Below are 24,017 nucleotides of genomic sequence, written 5' to 3'. Positions count from 1 at the left end.
ACCGCCCGGAATTACCGGGCCGTCGTCACTCTCGCTGCCATCGTCCTATGGCTGCGATAAGTGTCCACACCACCTAGTCCGTTTTGTTCGCGCTGATACCCCCTTTCAGCGACGAACACGGTAGCCACCGCAACGAAAACGCTAGGCAATGGCGGCATTGGCGGGGTTATCAATTCCATGCCATTGAATTTGCTTGGGATATCCCTCCTGCCGGGATCGCCCCGTCATTTCCCGGCCCAGTGTTTTCAATAGGTTGAGCCTCAATTTGGAAGTCGAGCTTGTTCAGAAGGCGCAGCCTCATGAAGACTGGAACGAAAGCAAGGTGTCGAAAGCCAAGAGAGCCAGTGACGGTCCTTTGGCGCGCGTTCGCGCCGCCTCATGCGCACGGCTCGGCCGGCCCGTCATGTGCACGTCGACATGCGTGTGAGTGACAAGGTCATCGCCTGTGGTCGCGTTCTTTCCGGATCACGAACGGACCCGAAGTTTGACGATCATTGTGAACCACCCCACAGCCCGGATGCGGCCGAAGTGATAAAAGGCATTTTAGACATTGGACAAGACCGCTGACGGTCTCCGGCGGTCCGAGAACCGCAGGTTTGTTGATTTTCTCTCCAAGACAGGGTTCCATTCCGGCTCCATTGAGCCGAGGTCGTGCAATGCCTGCCGGAGCTGTCGCGAGGGAGCAAGCCGCCCACACGCCAAAATGGGTGAATGCACGCCTCCGGTCTCAGGAGTGGTCCAACAACCCTCGCGCGGACGCCCGGACCGCGGCAGTGCTGCTTATCGACATTGCCGGCTTCACAGCGAAGACCGACCGCGCTGCCGGCGACGGCGCTGAAAGCCTTACCTACTTCATCAACGATTGCTTTGCGATACTGGCCGACGTGATTGATTCAGAGGGAGGCGACATCGTCGCTTTCGCCGGCGACGCCATTCTCGCGATTTGGGTCGATCCGGACGCGGCCGTCGCTACCGCGCAGGCCGTGCGCTGCGGCCTTGCGCTGCGACAGGCCATGACCGCCGGGCCGGGCCGAGAAGCGATCAGTGCGCGTACGGCGGTGGAAACCGGCGAAGTGTTCTTCTGCAGGCTCGGCGGCTGGCAGGACAAATGGCACTATGTTGCAGCCGGAGAACCCTTTTACAGCATCGGCCTCGCCTATCAGAAGGCCGCGATCGGCGACATCGCGTTGTGTGCAAACGCCGCGCGGCTGTTGACGGGCTCGTGCGAACTCGAGCCCATGCCCTATGGAGCACGGCTCCTTGGAATGAACGCGCCCGATGCCGTCGCACCGATAGACGGCATTATCTTCGGAAGCCACACGGGCAAGGCCGATGCCAGCGACTGGGTCGGCGAGTTTCGCACGCTCACAGTGGCGCGGGTCGGCCTCCCCGATTTCAATTTCGATGATGATTTCCTGACGAGACTGCAGGCCTTCGTCGTTGACATCCAGCAAATCGCCGAACGGCTCGAGGGAACCGTTCATCAGGTCCTGATGGACGACAAGGGCCTGACTCTTACGCTCGTCTTCGGATTGGCTCCGCTTGCCCACGAAGACGATCCCTTCAGGGCAGTCGAGGCGTGTCTGCGCCTCCGTCGCCAGCTGGAAGCGAAGGCCATTCCGATTTCTGTCGGCCTGGCGACCGGCCGCCTGTTCTGCAGCAATTATGGCGGCCTCCATCAAAGGACGTTCGGGATTTTTGGGCAGGCCATCAATGTGGCCGCGCATTTCGCCGAGGCCGCACAGGGCGACATCGTCTGCGACGCCACGACGGCCCAGGCCGTCGGGCGCAGGATCGTGTTCAATCTGCTGCCACATCTCCAGGTCAAGGGGACGGGCGCATCGATGTTGGCGTTCAGTCCGGCGGCAGTGACCGACGATTTCCATGCTCCACCCCGGCGCACCATCATCGACCGCGTCAGCGAAACCGCGATGCTCAGGAGCTGTCTCGACGGTCTGAAGACAGGAACCGGTAAGCTCGTCCTCATTGCAGGCGAAGCCGGCATCGGAAAATCGCGCCTACTCGAAGACTTCATCGGATCGGCGCAGGCCGACAATCACGCCGTCCTGGTTGCAAATGCCACGGCGATCGAAAGATCGACGCCCTATTTCGTGTGGCGCGCCGTATTGCGGCAGATCTTGCAGTTTGAAGGACCGGGCGACGGACCGCGGGTTCGACGCGAATTGTCGGAAGCGCTGCTCGAAAACGAGTCGCTGCTGAATTGGCTTCCGCTGCTCGAAGAAGTCATTCCACTGGGATTTTCCGAATTCGCCTTCACCGAACAGATCGTCGGCTCGGCTCGCGCGAGCGCGATCGAAGAACTCGTGATCTTCATCCTTCGCCGATCGAGCGTTCGCATCCTCCTGATGGAGGACGTCCACTGGTTCGACGGCCCCTCGATCGAACTGCTTGGCGCCGTCGCGCGCCGGCTTTCGGACTTCCTGATCGTGGTTACTCAGCGGACCCAGACGACAGCGATCGCAGAGCAGCGTCTTGCCGTCGAACTCGCCTCATCGCTGCAGCTGCGGCTCGACCGGCTATCGCGCGACGACGTGCGGCTGCTGGTGAAGCGGCGCCTGAGATCGTCCGAGGTTCCGCCGGAACTGGTGCGATATGTCTACGGTCATGCCAGTGGAAATCCGTTCTTCAGCGAGGAGCTCGCGCTCGCGCTCAGGGACACTGGAAAGATTCAGGTTACGCGGGGGATATGTTCGTTCGATGAACAGAGCCTCGCCGATTCCAGTATCTCGCTCTCGACCAGCGTTGAACGCGCAATCGTCAGCCGGATCGACCTGCTATCGCTCGACGACCAGCTGGTGCTCAAGGCCGCCAGCGCGGTCGGCGACGCCTTCTCCTCCGAGTTGCTGGATCAAATCGTCCCGGAGTTGTCCGCTGCCACCAAGGCGGAATGCATCCGCCGATTGATCGACTTCGACTTCCTGCAACTCGATCGCGAGACGCGGCCACTTTCCTTTGTGTTTAGGCACTCCATAACGATGGAGGTTGCCTATCATGTCTTGTCTTTTGCGCAGCGAAAAACCCTCCATCGGCGGATTGCCGGCTTCATCGAGCAGCATCACGCCGAGGAGCTGCAACCGAATTATGCGCGCCTGGCAAGGCATCTCGAGCTTGGCGGCGAGCCGTTGCGGGCGATCACTTACCTCGAGCTTGCGGCGCAACAGTCGCGCAACAACTCGGCAAATCGCGAAGCGATCCGTTACGTGGAGAAGCTATTCGATCTCACGCAGCGCGAAGCAATCCAGATCGGACGCAGCCGCAAAGCGGCTTGGGAGGTCATCCTCGGTGACGCTTGTCACGAATTGTCGGACTACGAGAGCTCCGCCAACCACTACCACCGCGCGATGGAGTTGCTTGGTCATCGTCTTCCGGCGAGCAAGACCGAACGAATCGGCGCGCTTGTTCGCAACGCCGCAACCCAGTTGAGGTTACGGTATACTTCGTCGAAACAAGTGGCCCTGGCTGAGCAGGACAGGTCCGACATGCAGCGCGTCGCTCATATGCACGAATTTCTGTCGGAGCAGTATTTCTACCAGAATGACTCGCTGGCCGTGCTCAACGGAACGCTGGCCTCGTTGAACCTGGCCGAAAAATGCGGCGCGACCCCGGAGACGATTCGAGGATACAGCGCGCTGGCGCTCGGAATTGGGATGTCCGGCATGGTGGGGATCGGCCGCAGGTACGCGGCGCGCGCGATCCAACTTGCGGAAGGTTACGGCTCGCTGCCCGAGATCGCGCGGGTCCGACTCGTGCTCGGCGTTCTCTCTTATGGCCTCGCCGAATGGGATAATGCCGAGGCGCATGGCGAGCATGCAAGACGTTGTTACGAGCGCCTGGGAGACCGAAAGCGTGCGCAGAACAGCGAGACGATGTTGATCTTCATCGCGCTGTTGCGGGGATATATTTCGCTCGCCGACGAGCGGCTTGCCAAGCTGTTCGCGGAACTCTCCGACGATTCCCCGCCGCAGATCCGCGCTTGGAGTCTTTCCTTACGGGCATTGATCGACATCACCCGGGGCGGGGCCGATACCGGATGCCTCGACAAACTGAAAGCGCTGGCGGGCCAGCGGTTGATCCGCACCGAACAATTGCTTTGCACGGGCGTGGCCGCGGCCGGCTATCTCGAGCGCGGCGAGGCCGCGGTCGCCCTTGAGCTTGCGGAACGGGGACTTCCAATCCTGCGCGAATGCGGCGTTGTGTGGGGCGGATATGCCTTCGGGCCGGCAGGAATCGCCGATGTCTTACTGAGCCATTGGGAGCAAGCTTCCGGCGCGGTCTCTTCGAACATTCAAAGCCAGGCGAAGCTGGCGTGCCGGGAGCTTTCGCGGCTGGCTCGAACATCGCCGATCTGCCGTCTCTACAGCCTGTTAATGAACGGCCGATTGCGCTTCCTGACCAGTCAACCGGCGCGGGCGCTCGAGAATTGGAAGCGCGCCGCCGAAGTGGCCGAGCTGCTGCAAACCCCCCGCGAGCAGGCGCAGGCGATCTATCGAATCGGCCTTGCGACCAGCGCGAGCGATCCTGAGCGTGAGTCTCGCCTGCGGCAGGCGGCCGACATCTTTGAACGCCTCGGCGCCGCCAAGGAGCTCGCCGAACTGAAACGTGTCCATCCATCGCCGTCGTCGCAATGGAGACAGGCTTGAGCCAGCGCCGCATCATCATCGTGGGCGGCGGAATGGCGGGACTTTCCGCCGCCTATCAGCTCAGCCTTACATCGGAATTGCGCAAGCAATATCACGTCACGGTCTATCAGCTGGGATGGCGGCTCGGAGGCAAGTGCGCCAGCGGGCGCGATGCGCAGGGCCGCAACATCGAGCATGGCCTGCATATCTGGTTCGGCCACTACCTGAACGCTTTCCAGATGTTGGCCGAAGTTTACCGAAACTTGCCGCGGAAGGGAGCGAAAGTCGATTTGAACACTTTGATTCTCCCACAGGGTTACACGCCGATCGGCGATCCCGATGGGGCCAAGCCGACCGTGTATGACGTCAACTTCCCGACATCGAAGAAAGTCGGTATACCCGGCAGAGAACCGGCTGACCTCAGCATCGCCAATTGTCTGTCGCACGCGATAGGGCTGTTGATCAACTTCCACGACTATGCGCTCGGGTCAGACTCGCCGATCGTCAAGCTCGACGAAGTTTCGATCGAAACGATAAAAATGCGCGACGACCCGCGGTTTCCCCCCTCAAGACTACTCGGTGTGGTGACGGCAAGAACCTGTCTGGAGATTGCCTCGGCATGGCTGTTGCATCTCGACGAAGACATGATCTCGTTTGGCCCCGCGGACATGGAATTAGTCCGCCGGGTGCTTCAGGGCGCTGCCGGCGCCAGTTGTCATATGACCTTTGCGAATACCGCAGCCGGTCACTTGTTCGACCAGGCCTTGCGACTAGCGTGGCCGCTGGTGGACGGCATTTTCGACGACATCGTGATTGAGCAACGATCCATCCAGCAGATGGACGGCGAGGACTTTCGCCGCTGGTTGGTTCGTCATGGCGCCGAGCCCTCACTGGTCAAGCATTCGCCAATGGTGAAAGCGCTCTACGACACGATGTTTCAGTATCCGGACGGAGACATCGCCAACGCGAGCTACGGAGCAGGAACTGCGGTCCAGGTCCTGCTTCGAGCACTCGGAACCTATCAAGGAGCCGTGGCGTGGGAGCTGCAGGCCGGTGCAGGCGAAGTGATCGTCGCTCCCCTGTTCGAGATACTCAAGCAGCGAGACGTCGAGTTTCGGTTCTTTCACAAACTGACCGACATCAGGGTCTCGTCGGATGGGCGATCTGTCGATTCACTGCACTTTGACGTGCAGGCGATACCGAAGTCCGGCTATGAATGGACCGTGCCGATTGGCGATGGACTGTCCGGCTGGAGCAGCCAACCCGACTGGCTTCACCTCGACGTGCCCCCGAACGGCTGCGTTGATTTTGAATCGTTCTGGTGCAACGAGCGGGTCGGCACCGACGTAAAGACACGCGTCGACGATTTCGACGATGTCGTCCTGGCGATACCGCTCGGCGCTTTCAAGAAGTTCACGGGCAACAAGAGTGTCGAGCGACCGCCCGGACCAGGCCTATCTGGCATTGAAGCAAAGCACGAGCCGTTCGACGACCTTTACAACTACAGCACCGGCTTCTGGAATATGGCGGCAAAGCTTCGCCTGGTGCCCAGCATCGCAGTTCAGCTCTGGAGCACGCGCTCGCTTGCCGACCTCGGCTGGCCCGGACAAAAGCCCGCGCTGGTGTCAGGCCCCAATCCTCTCGACATCTGGGCGGACATGTTTCAGCTCCTGCGGTATGAGCGCCGCGTCCCTCCTCCCTACTCGCTTCACTACCTCTGTGACGTCTTCCCTTCGAAATTGTACGCAGCGCCGCAGACAAGCCGGCATACCCAGGAGATGGCAAATCTGCTCGCCTATCTCAAGACGCTGGATTGGCTCGAGCACAAGGCTAAATTCATCTGGCCGAAGGTGATGACGAACGGTGCGTTTGACTGGACCGTGCTTTACGACGATCAGGATCGCCACGGCTATCGCCGGATCAGGGCTCAGCACGTCAAAGCCAATATCAGTCCCTGGGACTGCTGTGTCGCGACCGCGGCCGGCACCAGCGCCTGGCGCCTGAAGACCGACGAGTCCGGCTTCAAGCACCTGTACCTCGCCGGAACCTGGATCGACACCGGCTTCAACACCGAATGCGTTGAAACAGCCGTGATCTCGGGAATGCAGGCGGCGCGCGCGATCACCGGCGCAGAGCTCGAAATTCCCGGCGAGCGTTTCCTTCACGCTACCCGACAATTTGTGTCTCTCTGTGATGTTATGCGCAGCTGCGCGCCCGCCCCCGCTGAATGAGGATCGGCCGCATGGCGCTCAGAAAGATTGCAATCCTGGGAGGCGGTGTCGCGGCGCTCAGCGCGGCGTTCGAGCTGACGGAGCAAGATCCGCAGCATCAACTGTTCGACATCACCGTCTACACGATCGGCTGGCGGCTTGGCGGCAAGGGAGCGGTCGGCCGCGACAAGGAAAAAGGATATCGCGCCGAAGAACACGGACTTCATGTCTGGACCGGTTTCTACGATAACGCATTCGAACTGGTCGACCGGCTTTATGCCGCGATGAACGATCTCGATCTCAGCCCGCCGTTCGGATCACGCGAGAACGCCTTCGAGGGCCTCGATCGATCCGTGCTCATGGAGCCGTTCAATTCCGGTTGGACTTCATGGACTATCGACATTCCACCCCATGAAGGTATTCCCGGCACACCGCGTCCCGCAGTCTCGCTCGTCGATTTTCTGCGCTCCCTGCTCGAATGCTCGGTGCAGCAGAGCCAGTCGATCGCTGGTTTCACCGACCAATGGCCGGCGGCGACCCAGCACTCCGCCGTGGCGGCCGGAACAACCGACGGTCCGTTCAGAACGGCGCGGGCGAAGATCGATATCCTGCCGCAGGATCCCAGGGCGGTCAGCCCGAGTGACGCCGCCGAACTACAGACGATACTAAGGCATGCGCGGTCTCAGCTCTGCGACAAGCCGGCGTCAGCCGCCATGCCACGCGACCCGCGCGAGATCGTGGCGGAGGTCGCGCTGACGATCGCGATCGGCATGTTGAGCGACGGCGTGCTGTGGCAGGGCTTCGACTGCATCGACCATCAAGAGTGGACCGATTGGATGAGGTCGAACGGTTGCTCGGATTCGACGCTGGATTCCGCCATTATCCGTGGCTGCTATGATTATGTGTTCGGGTTCTTCGGTAGCCGCCACACGCATGAATACGGGAATGTCATTCCCTGCAGGAACGTGGCGGCAGGCACCGGCACCCGCATCCTGTTGAAGCTGCTCTTCACATATCGCGGGTCGTTCTTCTACCTTCTCAAGGCGACCATGGGCGAGCTGCTGTTCGCTCCGCTCTACCAGGTCCTCACGAAACGCCATGTCAAATTCGAATTCTTTACCAAGGTCGAGCACATCGGACTGTCTCAAGACAAAGCTTCGATCGAGTTCATCGACACCACCGTGCAGGCGACCACCCACTCCGGCAATTCTTACGATCCGCTGATCTGGATCGGCGCAGATGGCACTATCCCGAGCTGGCCTTCCCATCCAGACTACTGTCAGCTGGTCCAAGGACAGGATCTGCGGGACCAAAGAATAGACCTGGAATCGGCGTGGACGAAGTGGCCCGGCGTCGCCCCTCCCCGAAAGCTGCTGCGAGGGAGAGATTTCGACGATGTCGTGCTCGGCATCGGCATCGGCGCATTTTGCACGATATGCAGCGACCTGATCTGCCACACGCCCGGCTGGCGAGAGATGGTCGATGCCATCAAGACGACGGCGACGGTAGCCTTTCAGGCATGGACAAGCGTCGGCATGCGAGAGCTCGGTTGCAAGCAGGATCGAACGGCTCTTTCGGGATTCGTATTGCCGCTCGATACCTGGGCCGACCTCAGCCTGATGTTGCCACTGGAAAAATGGCCTCAATCGCCTCCCAAGGGGTTGGCATATTTCGTTGGCTCCCTGGTCGACGATCCCCTGCATCCGCCGCCCCCGTTCTGCAAACACAGTTATCCGGCCAGGATGCTCGCGCGGCAAAGGCGAAGGATGCTGCACTGGGTCGAGAGCAACCTTCACTTCCTATGGCCCGGAATTGAAGGCCCCGGCCATGCCATTCGTTGGGAGCGATTCTTCGACTATCGTGCTTATTCCCCCCCGACTCGAAGGCGGTTCTTCGCGCAATATCCGAGGGTGAACATCAATCCCTCGGACCGATATGTGCTATCGGTTCCCGGCAGCGTGTTCAAACGCATGGAGGCCGGCAAGTCGGGGGTCGACAATCTCTTTCTCGCCGGCGACTGGGTTCGTACCGGTATTAATGCGGGTTGTATTGAAGCATCGGTCATGGCGGGCCGCGCCGCGGCAGCCGCAATTGCAGGAGTAGATATTGCCATGCCAAACGCCAACGACTTCAACGACGTTTCGCTGCCAACCGCCTTGTTGCCGGCATTGGACCTGTTGCGCAAGCTTGCCACTAACGCCGTCGCCGGTACCGGCGAAATCGAGGCGTTTTGCGTCGTCCAACAACGGCCGCGCTGCGAACTCGAGAAGATGCTACCCGATGGGCTGACACTCCTCGAACCTCCAGCGCCCCACAGCACGATCAAGACAGCGCATCACGGCGCGTCGTCCGATGCAGAGGGCAAGACGGAAAGGACACCGGAGATTATTCCCGAGCCACCGCATCATGTCGTCCTGATCTTTGCCCGGCAACGCAACGTGCGTCCGGGACCACTACCCTTCGGCGGCGCGCACTACCTCGAAATCGCCCAGCTGATTCCCGACGTTGTCCATAAGAACGCACCTTCATTGCAGAACGTCCTGTTCAGCTACATGCCGCATTTGTTCGTGAGCTCGCTGGCAGCCACGTTGATCGGTCAGAATTTTTACGGCTTCAACAAACAGGTCGCACGAATCCAGGATGATAATGACTCCTTCTCCATGCGAAGCTCATCCGGCACCATAAGAACCTGGTTCGAGCGCGACGGCGTGCCCGGTGGCATCGACAGCTATCTCGTCATCAAGCAACTCCGCGACAAACTGGATCAGCCTCTGGTCGGCGTCCAGCCGGATGGCAATTTCATCTACTCGATGCTGAAATACGGTCTTGGCGGTGCGGTCGTTCAACCCATCAAGGGCAAGATCGCGCTATCCTCGCCTTTCGCCCATAAGGCAGAGGAGATCGAACTCGCACCGATCTCAAAGCCACCGCAAAAGGACGACTCCTGGGGATTCCGGTTCATCGCGCCTTGGACGCTCAGCCTGCCCTTCAACTTTCCGGGCGGGCAGCCGAGTTCGAGCGCAAGAAATCTGGCGAGGGCCACCGGCGAGTACAGCACGGCATTGCTGGGCCGTATCTTGGTACGACGCTGACGGCCGGGAAGCTTGGCGCCACTAATTCGCTCAATGGTCGCCAAGGCACCGCACTCGTACGAAGGTCTTAGATTGACGACCGCCATCAAAACGGCGAGAGTCGAGCATGAGGATGCAGCGCCCCCACCCGACAGCTGAACGCCAGGCAGCCTTTCCCTCGTTACTCGCGCCGTGGCCGCAGAGCGAGCTGGCCCCCGAGCTGGCGGACCGCGTGGAAAGCACCATCCCTTCGGAGGCTGGATAAGGCGATGAACCGCGACGGGATGACGAATGCCGCATGGTAGCGGGGGAGCGCTACCGCCTTTCCGCACAGCCAGAAAACCTACGGTACCTTCTGAAATCTTTCGCCTAAAGCCGCCTCGACGCGACCTCCTATCGCGCTAAGATGATCGAGAAGCCGGTCTCCATTCAGATTGGAAGTCTTCGAATCTCGGCAATGTTTTCTGGTGCTATTCCGATATTTTGCAGCCTTTCGGGCTATTGAGATCATTAGATAATTTTGCTTTGTCGGAATGGGCCACGCGTGCCGGCAACAGGGATCGGACGATGGACCGCGAGTCTCGCCGGGCGCGCTGAGCCCTGCGTGGCGCCTATGCTCATCTTGGCAGCCCAACACTAGTGAGTAGCTGCTCGACGCTACGGTCGAGAGAGCTGAGCGGCGAACGCACTCAGGTTTGTGCGCCGGGAACTCTCGAGACCTTCGTTGACTCCAAGGATTGTGAGCTTTTCGCAGCCCTCTTCAGACCGAAATTGTGGTTTAGGTAGTAGTACTTTCTATTGGTGGCCCGACCGTCGCCTTCGTCGCTGGGGTTACGAAGCACGAATTCCCGGACCAGATCGTCCTTCACGCCGAAGACGACATCGGAATCGAGGTACTGGTCGCCTGCGACGAAGATGTGCGTCACTAATTGCTCGAAGCCCGGGGCGGAAATCATGAAGTGCACGTGTGCCGGCCGCCAAGGATGCCGGCCCTGTGCCTTTAGCATTTCGCCGACTGGGCCGTCGTGCGGTATCGGATAGGCTGCCGGCTTGATCGACCAAAAATTAAATCGACCGCTGGCGTCGGTGCGGAAGCGGGCCCTCATCGCCAGCCCCCCGATCTCACCGAGTTGCTGCACGTCGTAATTACCATCGTCGTCGGAATGCCAGACATCGACCGATGCGCCGGCAAGGGGGAGACCGTCGACGGTCGAGACCGAGCCCGTGACGAAAAGCGGATCGCCTTCGACGCCGTTGGAGATGTCCTCCCCCAATTTCCCTTCTGGAGCGTCCTGAACGAAGAACGGGCCGAGCACCGTGCTTTCCGTCGCGCCGGGCACCGAAGAAACATTGATCGCGTCGACCAGCATCGAGACGCCCAGAGTATCCGAGAGCAGAATGAACTCCTGGCGTTTGTCGTCGCACATTTGACCGGTCCTCGTGAGGAAGTCGATGCCGTATTCCCATTCCTTTTGGGTGGGACGCACCTCGCGTACAAACGCATGGAGATGTCGCACCAGGGCCTCGCTGATCTCTCGAATGCGGGCATTCGTTGCGCCCTGCAGTCGCTCAAGCACCGCATCAGTGATCGTATCTTCGTTGAAGTTGCGCATTATCACTCCGTGGGTTGAGTTCGCTTTGTTTGGCGGAAGAGAGCATCGTCTCCTAAGGTACGGCAGGCGGTTCGCCTGCCCAAGCGCGGGCGATAAGGTCTCGGATTGCGTCGCGCTCGAGAGAACGGGGATTCCAATAGGCGTCGACTATCGCAAGGTCCGCCGCACGGTCGATACCATCCTCCGGCATACCGATCTCGCGCAACCCGCGCTTCGTGCCTAGTCGCCGGCTTAGATCGAATAACCCGGTGGCTGCGTTGTTCGCGTCTACTGCCTTGGCGATGCGAGCCGCGGCGTCGGGGGCTGCCGCCGCATTATAGGCCAGCGCATGCGGGAGAACGATGGCGTGCATTTCCGAATGCGGAAGATCGAACCGACCACCGAGCACGTGACAAAGCTTGTGATGCAGTGCCATTCCGACGGTACCGAGACAAACCCCGCAAAACCATGCGCCGTAGAGTGCTTCGGTGCGCGCGTCGTGATCGTCGCTTGTGACGGCAATCACGGGCAACGCATGTGCAAGGGCACGGATGCCCTCTTCCGCCATCAGCGAGATCACGGGATTGGCCTCTTGAGCATAGAGCGCCTCCGCGGCATGGGCGATCGCATTGATGCCCGAAGTCGCGGCAAGCTTAGCAGGTAAGGTCATCGTCAGGTCGACGTCGTAGACAACCGTTTCCGGCAGCACGGCCGCACTGCGTAGGGTTGTCTTCCGTCCATCGCGGGTTTCTCCGAGAATCGGAGTCATTTCGGAGCCCGCATAAGTGGTGGGAATGCAGAGCTGATTGACGCCGGTGCGCAACGCTAACGCCTTGCCGAGGCCGATGGTCGATCCGCCGCCGAGCGAAATGACACAGTCCGCCTGGCACGTCCTCAGCGCGGTCAATGCCCGCTCTGTCACCTCGACCGGCGTATGCATCGTGGCGTCGGAGAATATGCCGGCACAGAGCGACCCAAGCTCGTCCGCGAGCGAGACGCCCTGCGTCATTTGTTGCGAACTGGTCAACACCAGAGCTCGTTTGCCACCGAGGCGTCTGACCTCGGCGTTGACGGTACCCAGCGTGCCACTGCCGAAGACAACGCGACACGGAAGACTTTCGTACGTGAATGATCCGATCATGCCAGCACTGTTCTTATGAGAGCGTAAGTTGGCAGCCCGATCCGTGGGTCGCTCAAGTTCGAGGGCATCGCAGCGGTTGCCGCGGCGCCTTGCAAATCCGTATCGAGTAGATTCAAGTCCGAAATGTGAGGGGTTGGTCGATGGCGGAGCGCTGCCACCTGCCGGCCTGTCACTGAAGAGAGCCCTCGACGCTCGGGCTTTCGCCCGAGCGCTTCAGGATGTTTTCTACTCGGCGGCCGTCGACATATAACCGTCGCGCTGGTCCTGCGCCTTGGCGTATTCGGGTTGGAAGCGCACATTGGCGTAGTGCGAGTTCTTCTGTGCCTCTGCAGCTCGCTTGCCGAGTTCTGCCGTATCGCCGAAGCCGAGAACCTGCCGAGCCAACTCGGTCAATGGACCGTCTACCTGGTACTCCGTACGCTGCATCGTGAGCAGATTGATGAGGTAGAGCGGCGTTCCATTGAACTTCTCAAACATCTCGTGCCTGTTGCCCCATTCGGTCAGGAACCGCTCGCTGATCTGACGGAAGATCTTGATGCGGTCGTACGCGCTGATCTCGGCACCGCGCAAAGCCTCGGAAAGCTTCGGACCGATGTAGGGGTCCTCCAGCTCTTTTCTCGACGGTTGGATCACGACGCCGCGGCCGCAGAAATCGATGAGCAAGTTGACCATCTTGTTCTGATTTTCAAGATAATAGGCACGGCCGAAGTCGATGTAGATGTTGTTCGGCTTGAAAAGACCGCCGGGCGTCGCGAAGCCGGTTTCTTCGGCGGCGATCATGAATGCACGGCACGTCTCGCGGAAGCGGATGAGTTCAGCGAGCTGGGCCTGTACGACCGGATTGGTGCTGGTACCCAGCGATTGCGTTAGGAGCAGCGCGAGACCAACCATCAGTTCGGCGTGGACGCAATGCCGGATCTGAGTCTCGAGATGCACCCAGTCGAACTGCCGCTGCGGATACCACTTGGCATGATCGGGATTACCGACGTGTTGGACGCGGTCCCAGGGAATCAGGACATCGTCGAAGTACACCATCGCATCCAATTCGTCTCCGATCGTGGCCAAGGGACGATCGTACGGATCGGCATCTGGCTGAGCGTTCGATTTACGGGCGACGACCGAGATGCCCTTCGTGGCGATCGGTACCAGCGCGTAAACGGTCTGCTCGGGCGTCTGACCGGGGCGCCAGAGGTTTCCAATGAGGAGGTGGTTGACGAACGGAACGGAAGTGCCGATCGCCTTCCAGCCTCGCACCAGAATGCCGTCATCGCGCTCTTCGATGATCTTGAGCATCGGCGTCTCGGCCATCGCATTGTCGCGGCCGCGATCGAACTGCACGTCGAGGAACATCGGCGAGATGGCCAGATCCTGCGAAGTCACTTCTTCCCACTGCCGTTGGATGTTGCCGGAGAGATCGCGCTTCTTTCCGGAGAAGCGGGAGTTTTCCGACCAGGGCTTCTGATCGTCCACCTGGGTAAACATCACGACGTTCATGCCGGCAGGCGGCCTGGTGAAGATGCCGCCCTTGAAATGGCGGCAGAGGAAGTCGCAGTATTGCCGGCGCTTGACGACGTCCTCTTTGCTGCGCGGTAGGAACCAATGCATCGACTGGCGGTTACCGTGCTTGTCGATGAAGGTCGCAATTTCCTGGTTCTTCGGATCGAGGTGGAGATCGTAATATCCGGCGATGGCTTGGGCATAGCCCTTAGTCGCAGGGTGAGTCGTGACGTCCTCGATCAGTTCGCCTCCGACATAGACTTTCCGGCCGTCGCGGAGCGACTCCAGGTATTCATTCCCGCTTCTCATTTCTATTCTCCGTTAGACATGGTTGAGTTGACGTTGAAAAGTATCTGCATCCCAGTAGTCCTCGCTCCGGTGAATGAGGCCGTCGCGGATTACCAACAAATGCACGCCGCGAAGTGAAATCGCCTGCTCGCGCGGCGCGATCGGTCCCATCTGGCTCTTGAGCGTCGCCTTCAGGAGGTAGCTCATCATGGCGACACCGTTCGCACCGACAGCACGCCGTTCCGGTGTCCAGGAAGCGTCGGGAAACCAGCCGAAGAAGCGCTCCAGGCCCGTCGCTATTTCCTTCGGACCTTGTTTGACCTTGCGTTGCGCAATCTCCTCGTGACTGGCGTCGCGCGCATAAAGAGCCGCGACCGCTGCGGCATCGCGGGCGTTGTGGGCTTCGTAGAATCGTTCGACGACCTTCTCGATACTCATGCAGACGCCCCTGCGGATGCGAGGTCCAACGCGACTGTCTTCAAGTAACGGCCCTGCCCGTACAGCAGGGGACGAAGCGACGTAGGCGCCAAGATCGTGCGGATCGCACCGATCACGACGACATGGGTCCCTATCCGTCGGATTTCGGAGGCGTCGCAATCGAACGTTGCGATCGCCTCACGCAGCACGGGTGTAAAAGATGGGACGGGAAGCTCGTCCGCGGGCACGACATAGCCGTCGAGGTACTTCGAAGCACCGGGCTGTGCGCAACGTTGAGAGAGTCCGGCTTGAGCTTCACTGAGCAGATTGAGCGAGAACTTCCGGTCTCTCTCGATGTCCGCGGCCGTGACCGTCTTCGCGTTGATGCAGACCAGAAGGGTCGGTGGCTCCATGCAGACGGGCGTGTACGCGCTCACCGTCATTCCCCACGGCCGTTCTTCCCGAAGCGTGCCAACAACGGCGACGCCTCCCACGATCCGACGCATCACCGTGCGGAAAGCATCGGGTCGCGGACCGGAAGCGAGATCCCAAAGCGCAGCGCGCGCACTAACGCCCTTCTCCAAACGATGTCTCATCGTATAGCCTCCCATCGCAGCCTCGCGCTATTTCCTGCCCCGCTTGGAGGAAAGTGCGCGACATGTTGGCAACGTCACGAGGCTATTCGGGAGAATTACAAGGCGTCCAATCGATATTTGTGATTTCAAATATTTACGCGAATGCTGCGTTTTGCAGGCGATCGGACTGTGGCGGTCAGCAAACCCGGCGCCGCGCCCCACTATCGATGCAATGGATGTCTAACATCGATCGTATGGATATTATGACCCGATCTTTCCCCGGCCGCGGGCTCCCGAAACCATCAAATCAGGTTGATTTTGTTCGGTCGGAACGTGCACACTCCTGCATCGTGCCACTTGCCGGTCAACGGGAGCAGGGCTTTGAACCTTCGCAGCGTCGACCTCAATCTCCTAGTCGTGCTCGATGCACTGCTGACGGAACGAAACGTCAGTCGCGCCGGCGAGCGCATTGGCCTTACGCAATCTGCGATGAGTGCGGCTCTGTCGCGTCTCCGCGAGCTGTTCGACGATCCGCTTCTGGTTCGCTTCGGTCGAGGGTTGGAGCTGACGCGAAACGCAGAAGAGCTCATCGTTCCGGTGCGGGAGACGCTGGAGCGCATCGAGCAGACGCTTTCAAAGAAGGCGCATTTCGATCCTGCCGAAAATTCGCGTAGCTTTTCGATAAGTGCTTCGGACTACGCCGTCCTGGTATTGTTGACGCCGCTGGTGCGTGCGCTCACCACCGAAGCACCCAACGTGACCGTTCATCTCCTGCCGCGCGCCCGCGACCCGGGGCGCATGTTGCAGAGCGGCCAGGCCGACCTCGTGATCGAGCCCAGCGAACTGTTTGGCGACGCCGGATTCCCGTCGACGCCTCTACTTCGCGACCGCTGGCTATGTGCCGCCGACGCCCAACATCCGCACATCGCGAAGGATTGCTTGACCCACGAACAGTTCCTGGAACTGCCGCATCTCGTCTATGGCATCGGTATGGACCGGCAGCTAAACTTGGCCGACCAACGCCTTGCCGAGATGGGTATCCAGCGGCGCATTCACGTCACGGTCGAAAGCTTCCTGCTGGTTCCGTTTCTCATCGAGGGTACCCCGCTCATCAGTCTCGTGCTGGAGCGCGAGGTCCGGGCGCTGCATTCCTGCCCGAGGCTCAAACTATTCGAGCCCCCCATTGCCTTGCCCGACATTCACGAAGCGATGTATTGGCATCCTCGACATAACAACGACCCCGCACACGCCTGGCTGCGCAATCGACTGCGCCTTGTAGCCGCCGAAATCGCTTAGCGCGATCGACATCGGCAACCGGGAGGACGGCAACCTCAAGCTCCATGTCCACGCGTTGGGGTACTAGGGGCGCTGTCGCACAGATCATGTGGGAGGCCGACGACGCTTGGCGCGAGAAACCGCGCAGCGTCACGCTGTCCGATCTCGTTCCTTTCAAAGGAAACACCTGCGGCGCTCTGGAAGGATACCTTTGCGTGAACCTTAACCCGCGCGGGATGAATGCGCTTCGATTGCCCTGGCAGAATGTTCGCCGCTGATCGCGGCCGAGTCGAAGACAAGGCTTTCGGCCGGCGCGGCCAAAGATAGACCGTTTGCTTTGCATTGGCTGTAAAGGAGGTCGATGACTTCGTTGCGGGCCGCCGTCCAGCCGGCGGGACTCTCCACACGGAATAACAACTCGACTTCAATCGCGGCGGCGTCAATCGAATTCAGGGCGACAATCGGCGACGGGTCCTGGACGATCCGCGTGCTGGCATCCAGTACGGACCGCATGACTTGCTCGACGAAGTTTGGCGTCGTGGTGGCAATGCGTACGGTCAACGTTATCTGGTGCGTCTCGTCGGGGCGGCTGAGATTGGTAACACCCTGTCTTGCCAGGATGCTGTTCGGCACAACAACGACATTGTACCCTCCGGTAAGCAGATTGGTCGAGCGCCAGTTGGTCTCAACGACGCGGCCTTCCGTGCCATCCTTCAATTGGATCCAGTCGCCTATGGCATAGGCCCTCCCCAGCGTCAGCGCGATCCCTGAGAAGACATCGCCAAGGGTATTTTGCAGCGCAAGGCCGAAAATGATCGCGACGACGCCTGAGGTCGCGACCAGCGTACCAACCGGGACACCGAACACAAAACCAATGATCGACAGCACCACACCGAGATAGATGACACCAACGGCCATGTCCTGGATCAGGTGCGCTTCCCGTGGCCGACGATTGAGCAACATATAGATGTGGACTAGGCCAATGATGGCCCATGCGAGATGGGTCCACCACAGGATCCTGGCCGATATGGAGAGCAACGCGCCGAGACCCCGCAACTGGGCGCCATCGACGCGATGCGGAGCGATGCCGCCCAGATAGAGCGTAAAACTCATGCCGATAAAGAACAGGATCTGGGCGATCAGTCGGCCGGTCGGACGGTTGCTCCCCTGAAGATGCCAAACGACGATACCGGCAATTCCGAGGATGCTGGTCAGAACAAGCGGCATCATATGATCTTCGTTTAACATGATTGGGATTCAGCAATAGCGGTCGGTTGCCACCGACGGAAGGGCCCTACGCTCAGGTGAAGCTACGCATCAATGAGCCCACGCCCTGGAGGTGTGCCCAATTACCCCACATGCATTCGAACACCCTTGGCCCCGTTGAGGAGCCGCTTCAGATGAAAATTCGCCAGCGGGTCGGCGGCGTTGAGACCGACCAGTGCTGCGAAGGCTGGCACCACGTCAGTGTCATCTGCCTCCAACTTGTTAAAGGCAGTCGCGTACTGTGTCGCGGCCAACCCATAACTCTCCGCAGCTGACAAGGGCTCGTGGGCGCGTAGCGCCTCACTTCGTCCCCGCAGAACAAGGTCGCCGATCGGCCGCCCTCTGAACTCCCGAACCTTACATGCGATCGAGTCGCTGACGCAGATCCGTGTGCCCAATGTCTTGTTCGCCGCCTCGAGTCTGGCGGCAGTGTTAACTGTGTCCCCGTAGGCTGTGTAGTCAAAGTAACGGCCGCCGCCGAAATTGCCGACCAGCGCAGGTCCGGCGTGGACGCCTATCCGCGTGACACCGAAGTCAACGCCCCTCTGTTTCCAGCGCTCCCGAAATGTTTCGGCCCATCGATCGAGCGCCTGCGCGCAGGCGATCGCGCGGGCGGGGTAATCGATCTGGTCGCCGGGTGCATTGAACAGTACCTGAATGGCGTCACCGATCACCTTCGCCACCGTCCCTTCATAGGCGAAGACGACCTCCGTCAGTCCACCGACATATTCGTTGAGCAGATCTCTCAGCACATTCGAATCGGCCGTCTCGACGAGTGACGTAAACCCTGTAATATCGGTGAAAATCACTGCAATGTCGCGCCAGTGGACCTGCATTCCATCGTCGCCATCTACAGCAGCAAGGCGCTTAGCGAGCTCAGGCGAGAAATATCTCGACAGCGACGCATGAGCCCGCTCCGCGTCCGCCTGTCGCCGGCGTGCTTCGCGCAAGACCTCGATGTGACGGATGGTCTTCTGGATCGTGGATTCCAGGTCGGCGAAATCGATGGGCTTGGTCAGGAAGTCGAACGCGCCGCGATTCATTGCGGTACGTATGTTGCTCATATCGCCGTAGGCCGACACGACAATCGCCACCTTCTTGTCCTCTCGCTCCTGCAGTTTCGCCAACAGGGAAAGGCCGTCCATGCGCGGCATGTTGATGTCCAAGACCACGAGATCGACATGCGGATGCTGCTCGATCGATTGCAGCGCTTCAAGACCGTCACGCGCGAACACGAAGCTTAACTGCCGTTCGCGAATCTGCCGGCGAAACCTCCGGAGGACGAGCACCTCCAGATCCGGCTCGTCATCGACTACAAGAACGGTGGAGGTCATGCGGGCTGTTCCAGTCTCGCCTGGATCGCCTGGCGGACCTGGCCGAAGTCGATCGGCTTGGTCAACAGGGCGTGTGCCCCCCGTTCAAGTGCCGTCTTGCGCGTTTCGGCATCCCCGTACGCCGTGATCATGATCACCGGAACGTCGGGCCGCCGAGCGCGAAGCTCCGGCAGCATCTCCAGCCCGCTCATTCCGGGCATATTGATGTCGGAGAGGATGAGGATCAGCGTTTGCTCGCCGGTATCGGAAATGCGGTTCAGGGCCTGCGCTGCCGATCCGGCAAAGTCCATCACAAAGCGCCGGGCGCGAAGCTCGCGTCGAAATTGCTGGCGAAACAGAACCTCCAGATCGGGTTCGTCATCCACCACAAGAACCGATACAGTCATAGTCAGCCCCCGATACTGTGAGAAAGACCGATGTTGCGCGGCAGCAGGATGGTGAACTCGGTGAATTCGCCGGGCTCAGTCTCGACATCGATCCTGCCGCCATGTTGCTTCACGATGATGTCGTGGCTCATGGAAAGTCCGAGGCCCGTTCCCTCGCCCGGCGGCTTGGTCGTGAAGAACGGATTGAACATCTTCTCCTTCACCTCGGGCGGAATACCGACGCCATTGTCGCGGATGCGGATTTCGACGTATTCGCCGCGATCATGCGTGACGGCGCTGAGCGCGGGTTCAAATCCGGGATCACCGCGCTCACAGCGCTTCGCCACGGCATAGAAGCCATTGGAGATGACGTTCAGCAGCACCCGCGTGATCTCCTGCGGGAACACGTCGGCGATCCCGGTGTTCGGATCGAACTCGCGCCTGAGGGTGACGTTGAACTGCGGTCTCTCGGTGCGCGCGCCATGATAGGCAAGATTGAGGCTCTCTTCGACGAGCGCATTGACGTCGGCAGGCCGGTGCTTGCCGCCGCCACCACGCGAATGCAGGAGCATGTTCTTGACGATGGAGTCGGCGCGCTTGCCGTGCTGCACGATCTTCTGAAGGTTGTCCGTTAGCAGCTCACTCAGTTCATGGACTTCGCCGCGGATGTCGTCCGGGAGCATGGCCGGAGTGAGGAGCTCGTTCAACTCGCCGGTCAGTTCGACCGAGAGCGTGGCAAAATTATTGACGAAGTTGAGCGGGTTCTTGATCTCGTGCGCAATGCCAGCAGTGAGCTGACCGAGCGATATGAGCTTTTCGGTCTGCACCAGGCGGTCCTGGGCCGCGCGTAGATCGTCGAGGGATCTAGCGAGCTCCTTCGTGCGGGCCTCTACTTCTTCGAATAACCGTGCGTTCTCGATCGCGATCACGGCCTGATCGGCGAACGTCTTGAGAAGGTTGATCTGGCTACCAGTGAAGGTTCCGGGTTCGACGCGCGAAACGCCGATCGTACCGATCGCCACGCCTTTTCGGAGCATGGGCACGACCACAATACTTCGATATCCCCTCGCGCGTGCCATACTCCTGATCGCCGGATGCACACCCGGTTCGGTCTCGATATCGGAGCGAAATGCAATCGTCGACGTGAGTGCGACCCGGCTGTGGATCCCGGAGGACGTGAGCGGCGCGGGAAATGAGATTCGGATCTCCTCATCACCGGCCACGCTTCCTGCCGTGCATGCCGCCAGATGAAGCATGTCGCCGACGACACGTGTCACGAGCGCCGTTTGGCCGGCAAGCAATCGCCTCGCGCTTTCGGAGATGACGTCGAATACCGGCTGCACGTCAGTTGGCGAACTGGCGATGACATTGAGGATTCCTGCCGTGACGGACTGCCGCTCCAACGCGATCGCGAGTTCGCCCTGCAGGCCGGCATTCTCGGCCACTCCGCTCTGCAGTCGTTGTTCGAGCTCATCGACCCTGTTCCTCAGGTCGGCATCCATTGTGCTGATCATCACTGCCGGATTCAGCGCCCACACCCCGATTGCGACTAGGCCAACCCGAGGCCGCCGTCGATGGCAACCACCTGGCCGGTCATCCATTCCGAGGCTGAGCCGGCAAGCCGGACAATCCATTCTGCGACATCGTCCGGAACGCCGCGCCGCGCGAGCGGGATGCGCGCACGCTCCTGTTCCTTGACCGCGGCGGCCTGTTCCTGGGTCAGTCCCATCATGCCGGTGAGGGCGCCGGATTCCGTTGGCCCAGCGGCGACAGCGTTCACCCGTATGCCGAATGGCGCAAGCTCCAGCGCCCAACAACGGGTCAGGTGCTCCAGCGCGGCCTTGCTCGCAGCATAATGAGACAGTCCGGCCGCGGGTCGGTGACCAAAGGTGCTCGACACGTTGATGATGGTGCCGCACCTCGTCTTCAGGTGCGGAAGGGCAGCGGAGGCAAGCAGGCTAGGACCGAGCACATTAACCGAGAAGATATCCATGATCCGATCGGCCGTGGTATCGGCCAATGGAAGGATTGCGCCCGCGCCGGCGTTGTTGACCAAGGCGTCTATTCTGCCCCAGAGATCCATCGCCTTGGCAATTGTGCGCCTGGCATCATCGATCGAGGCCGCATCCGCAACGATACCCGCGATGTTCGGATGCTCGGCGATCGTTTCGTCCAGAGGACCCGCCCGGCGGCCGGTCACGAGCACCTTGTCGCCCTGGTTGGCAAGGCGGATTGCCGCCGCTCGCCCGATCCCTGAAGTGCCGCCGGTCAGGACAATGACCTTTTCTTCGCTATGCATGTTGATCGCGTTCCTTTGCGGTTACTGGGCGGTCCAACCGCCATCAACCGAGATCGCGGTTCCGGTGATCTGGTCGGCGGCGGACGAACATAGGAAAGCGACAGTGCCGCCAAGCTGCGCCGGAGAAACAAATTCGAGGGACGGCTGCTTCTCCGCCAGGAGTGTCCTGGCCGCTTCCGTCCGGCTGACCCCTCTTTGCACAGCGATGTCGTCGATCTGCTTGTCGACGAGGGGCGTTCGCACCCAGCCCGGACAGACTGCATTGCATGTGACCCCGCTCCCGGCAGTCTCCAGGCCGACTACTTTGGTCAAGCCGACCAGTCCGTGCTTGGCCGCGACGTAGGCTGCCTTATGCGTCGAAGCGACGAGGCCGTGCGCGGAGGCAATGTTGACGATCCGCCCCCAGCACTGCTTCTTCATCTGCGGGACCGCCGCCGCAATGCCGTGGAACGCGGCCGACAGATTGATCGCCAGGATCGCGTTCCACCTGTTGGCTGGGAACTCTTCGACCGGCGCAGTGAATTGGATGCCGGCATTGTTGACGAGGATGTCGAGCCGGCCGAATTTCTCGACCGTCGCTGCGATCAATCCGCGCACGGCCTCCTCCTTCGACATATCGGCGCCATCGTAAACGGCGCGCACACCATGCTCGCGTTCGATGCCGCCTCGGATCGCCTCGATTTCGCTGGCATCGCCAAAGCCATTCAAAACGATGTCTGCCCGGAGCTTAGCCAACTCCCTAGCGATACCGAGCCCAATACCGCTGGTCGATCCGGTGACGACGGCTACCCTGCCCTTCAACATGGGACTTCCTCGATGGTTTGGGATTAGATTTGCCGCGAGATCAGTCACGGCGGTGGATATCGTGCGTGACAATGCCGAGCTCGGGAGCAGGCGGGTCGAGCCGCCGCGGATCGGCCAATGTACGGCGGATATCCTCCAGACCGCTCTGCCAATGCGCCCGCATCGCATTCATCCGAATTCGTAATCCTTTGAATGGCGCTCGTAGATCTTGGACTGGTAGATCAGATGGATGATGTTGCAGGAGCGATGGCGAGCCATGTCCGCGATGGCGCGGATTTCCGGATCCTGCTTCGCGCCATCCGGTAACATTTCGAGCATTCGCTGCAGCGCCTGACGCATCTTCTGCATCCGTAGCGCCTGGTCCGTGATGGCGCGTGTGCGGCTGGAATACTGAATGTCCTTCTGGCGGCTCGACACCTCCATCAAGTCATTCGGCACACGGCCCCGTGCCGACCAAAGATCGACCTGGAAGGTCAGCGTGTCGCGCGGCTCGCTCGACAGCACTCGGGATAGAGGCGTGTTCGAAACGACGCCGCCGTCCCAATAGTGCTCGCCGTCGACCTCGACCGCAGGGAAGCCCGGCGGCAGGGCACCGGATGCCATGAAATGCTGCGGTCCGAGCCGGCGTTCAGCCGTGTCGAAATAGGTCAGGTTGCCCGTACGGACGTTGACCGCGCCAACGCTGACGCGCACCTCCCCGGCGTTCAGCCGATCAAAGTCGACAAGCCGCTCCAACGTCTGCTGCAATGGTGAGGTATCGTAGAAACTCGTCGCCGCGTTGCCCGAGAAGGGCGACAGGAACGGTGGCGGGAAGCGTGGCTTGAAAAAGCCGGGTTGCCCCTGCAAGAGGGCCCTGAGCGCCGCCAGGGCATTGTGCGCTGAGCGGAGATCGAAGGCGAACGGCATCGCATTGGCAAGCCCTTCGCCGACCGGCCATTCCACCGCCGCCGCGCAGATGCTCTCCCAGAGCTTGCGTAGCCGTTCGATCCGCTCGGCCTCGGGCGAGCCGGCAATAATGGCGGCGTTCAGCGCGCCGATCGAAATGCCAGCCAACCAGTTCGGCCGTATGCCGGCTTCGTGCAGGCCTTCGTAAACGCCGGCTTGATATGCACCAAGCGCGCCGCCACCCTGCAGCACCAAGGCCACGACATCATATGGCAATGGCTTGGCCGCTTGCGGCGCCGGATCGATATCCCCGCGCATGACGTTCAGCATTTTCTGGAGCTCCGGATATAGGGCTGAT

The 24,017-nt window shown here is 60.5% G+C and carries 14 protein-coding genes and 2 pseudogenes; 4 read left to right on the top strand and 12 right to left on the bottom strand.

Annotated elements, in window-relative coordinates; all coding sequences use genetic code 11:
* The first annotated feature begins 773 nt into the window (after positions 1-773).
* The 3 genes from Q2M23_RS30200 to Q2M23_RS30190 are packed head-to-tail and all read left to right on the top strand — an operon-like array spanning position 774 to position 9,942.
* The gene (locus tag Q2M23_RS30200; RefSeq protein WP_316397999.1) at positions 774-4,661 is read left to right on the top strand and encodes an AAA family ATPase; all 3,888 of its coding nucleotides are present in this window, start codon (positions 774-776) and stop codon (positions 4,659-4,661) included.
* Positions 4,658-6,871 (top strand): NAD(P)-binding protein, encoded by a 2,214-nt coding sequence (locus Q2M23_RS30195; RefSeq protein WP_316397998.1) that lies wholly within the window; start codon positions 4,658-4,660, stop codon positions 6,869-6,871. The genes Q2M23_RS30200 and Q2M23_RS30195 overlap by 4 nt, the downstream gene beginning before the upstream one ends.
* Before the next feature lie 11 nt (positions 6,872-6,882).
* The gene (locus tag Q2M23_RS30190) at positions 6,883-9,942 is read left to right on the top strand and encodes an NAD(P)-binding protein (protein ID WP_316397997.1); all 3,060 of its coding nucleotides are present in this window, start codon (positions 6,883-6,885) and stop codon (positions 9,940-9,942) included.
* A 668-nt stretch (positions 9,943-10,610) separates the two neighbouring features.
* Here the strand turns inward: Q2M23_RS30190 and Q2M23_RS30185 are convergent.
* From Q2M23_RS30185 to Q2M23_RS30165, 5 genes are all read right to left on the bottom strand, one after another.
* Positions 10,611-11,534 (bottom strand): intradiol ring-cleavage dioxygenase, encoded by a 924-nt coding sequence (locus Q2M23_RS30185; protein WP_076826860.1) that lies wholly within the window; start codon positions 11,532-11,534, stop codon positions 10,611-10,613.
* A gap of 52 nt (positions 11,535-11,586) precedes the next feature.
* On the bottom strand, positions 11,587-12,654 hold the full coding sequence (locus Q2M23_RS30180) for a maleylacetate reductase (protein ID WP_253638742.1): 1,068 nt from the start codon (positions 12,652-12,654) through the stop codon (positions 11,587-11,589).
* Between the two features lie 225 nt (positions 12,655-12,879).
* Positions 12,880-14,460 (bottom strand): 4-hydroxyphenylacetate 3-hydroxylase family protein, encoded by a 1,581-nt coding sequence (locus Q2M23_RS30175; RefSeq protein WP_168855299.1) that lies wholly within the window; start codon positions 14,458-14,460, stop codon positions 12,880-12,882.
* A gap of 12 nt (positions 14,461-14,472) precedes the next feature.
* Positions 14,473-14,877 carry a nuclear transport factor 2 family protein gene (locus Q2M23_RS30170; RefSeq protein ID WP_253625479.1) on the bottom strand — a complete coding sequence of 135 codons (405 nt, stop codon included), beginning with the start codon at positions 14,875-14,877 and terminating at the stop codon, positions 14,473-14,475.
* The gene (locus tag Q2M23_RS30165; RefSeq protein ID WP_316397996.1) at positions 14,874-15,452 is read right to left on the bottom strand and encodes a flavin reductase family protein; all 579 of its coding nucleotides are present in this window, start codon (positions 15,450-15,452) and stop codon (positions 14,874-14,876) included. The genes Q2M23_RS30170 and Q2M23_RS30165 overlap by 4 nt, the downstream gene beginning before the upstream one ends.
* A gap of 360 nt (positions 15,453-15,812) precedes the next feature.
* On the opposite strand from Q2M23_RS30165, the gene Q2M23_RS30160 reads away from it, so the two are divergent.
* Positions 15,813-16,727 (top strand): LysR family transcriptional regulator, encoded by a 915-nt coding sequence (locus tag Q2M23_RS30160; protein ID WP_229188901.1) that lies wholly within the window; start codon positions 15,813-15,815, stop codon positions 16,725-16,727.
* Between the two features lie 201 nt (positions 16,728-16,928).
* On the opposite strand, the gene Q2M23_RS30150 is transcribed toward Q2M23_RS30160, so the two are convergent.
* The 7 genes and pseudogenes from Q2M23_RS30150 to Q2M23_RS30115 all read right to left on the bottom strand — a co-directional run bounded on the left by Q2M23_RS30150 (position 16,929) and on the right by Q2M23_RS30115 (position 23,989).
* Complete coding sequence (locus Q2M23_RS30150) at positions 16,929-17,954, bottom strand: mechanosensitive ion channel family protein (RefSeq protein WP_168855297.1); 1,026 nt, start codon at positions 17,952-17,954, stop codon at positions 16,929-16,931.
* Between the two features lie 101 nt (positions 17,955-18,055).
* Positions 18,056-19,306: an adenylate/guanylate cyclase domain-containing protein gene (locus Q2M23_RS30145; RefSeq protein WP_076826849.1), complete on the bottom strand. Its 1,251-nt coding sequence runs from the start codon at positions 19,304-19,306 to the stop codon at positions 18,056-18,058.
* Positions 19,303-19,692: a response regulator gene (locus Q2M23_RS30140; protein ID WP_076826847.1), complete on the bottom strand. Its 390-nt coding sequence runs from the start codon at positions 19,690-19,692 to the stop codon at positions 19,303-19,305. Before Q2M23_RS30140 ends, Q2M23_RS30145 begins: the two co-directional genes overlap by 4 nt.
* A gap of 2 nt (positions 19,693-19,694) precedes the next feature.
* Positions 19,695-21,110: pseudogene (locus tag Q2M23_RS30135) on the bottom strand (ATP-binding protein); the annotation flags it as partial.
* A 110-nt stretch (positions 21,111-21,220) separates the two neighbouring features.
* A complete protein-coding gene (locus tag Q2M23_RS30130) occupies positions 21,221-21,970 on the bottom strand; it encodes an SDR family NAD(P)-dependent oxidoreductase (RefSeq protein ID WP_076826845.1) in 750 nt (249 codons plus the stop codon).
* Positions 21,971-21,991: 21 nt separating this feature from the next.
* A complete protein-coding gene (locus Q2M23_RS30125; RefSeq protein ID WP_168855294.1) occupies positions 21,992-22,774 on the bottom strand; it encodes a 3-hydroxybutyrate dehydrogenase in 783 nt (260 codons plus the stop codon).
* A gap of 40 nt (positions 22,775-22,814) precedes the next feature.
* Positions 22,815-23,989, bottom strand: a pseudogene (locus Q2M23_RS30115) (DUF3734 domain-containing protein).
* Between the last annotated feature and the right edge of the window lie 28 nt (positions 23,990-24,017).

The organism is Bradyrhizobium sp. 33ap4, assembly GCF_032654765.1.
In the GTDB taxonomy this organism is placed as follows: Bacteria; Pseudomonadota; Alphaproteobacteria; order Rhizobiales; family Xanthobacteraceae; genus Bradyrhizobium; species Bradyrhizobium australafricanum.
This window is presented reverse-complemented; position numbering and strand designations above follow the sequence as displayed.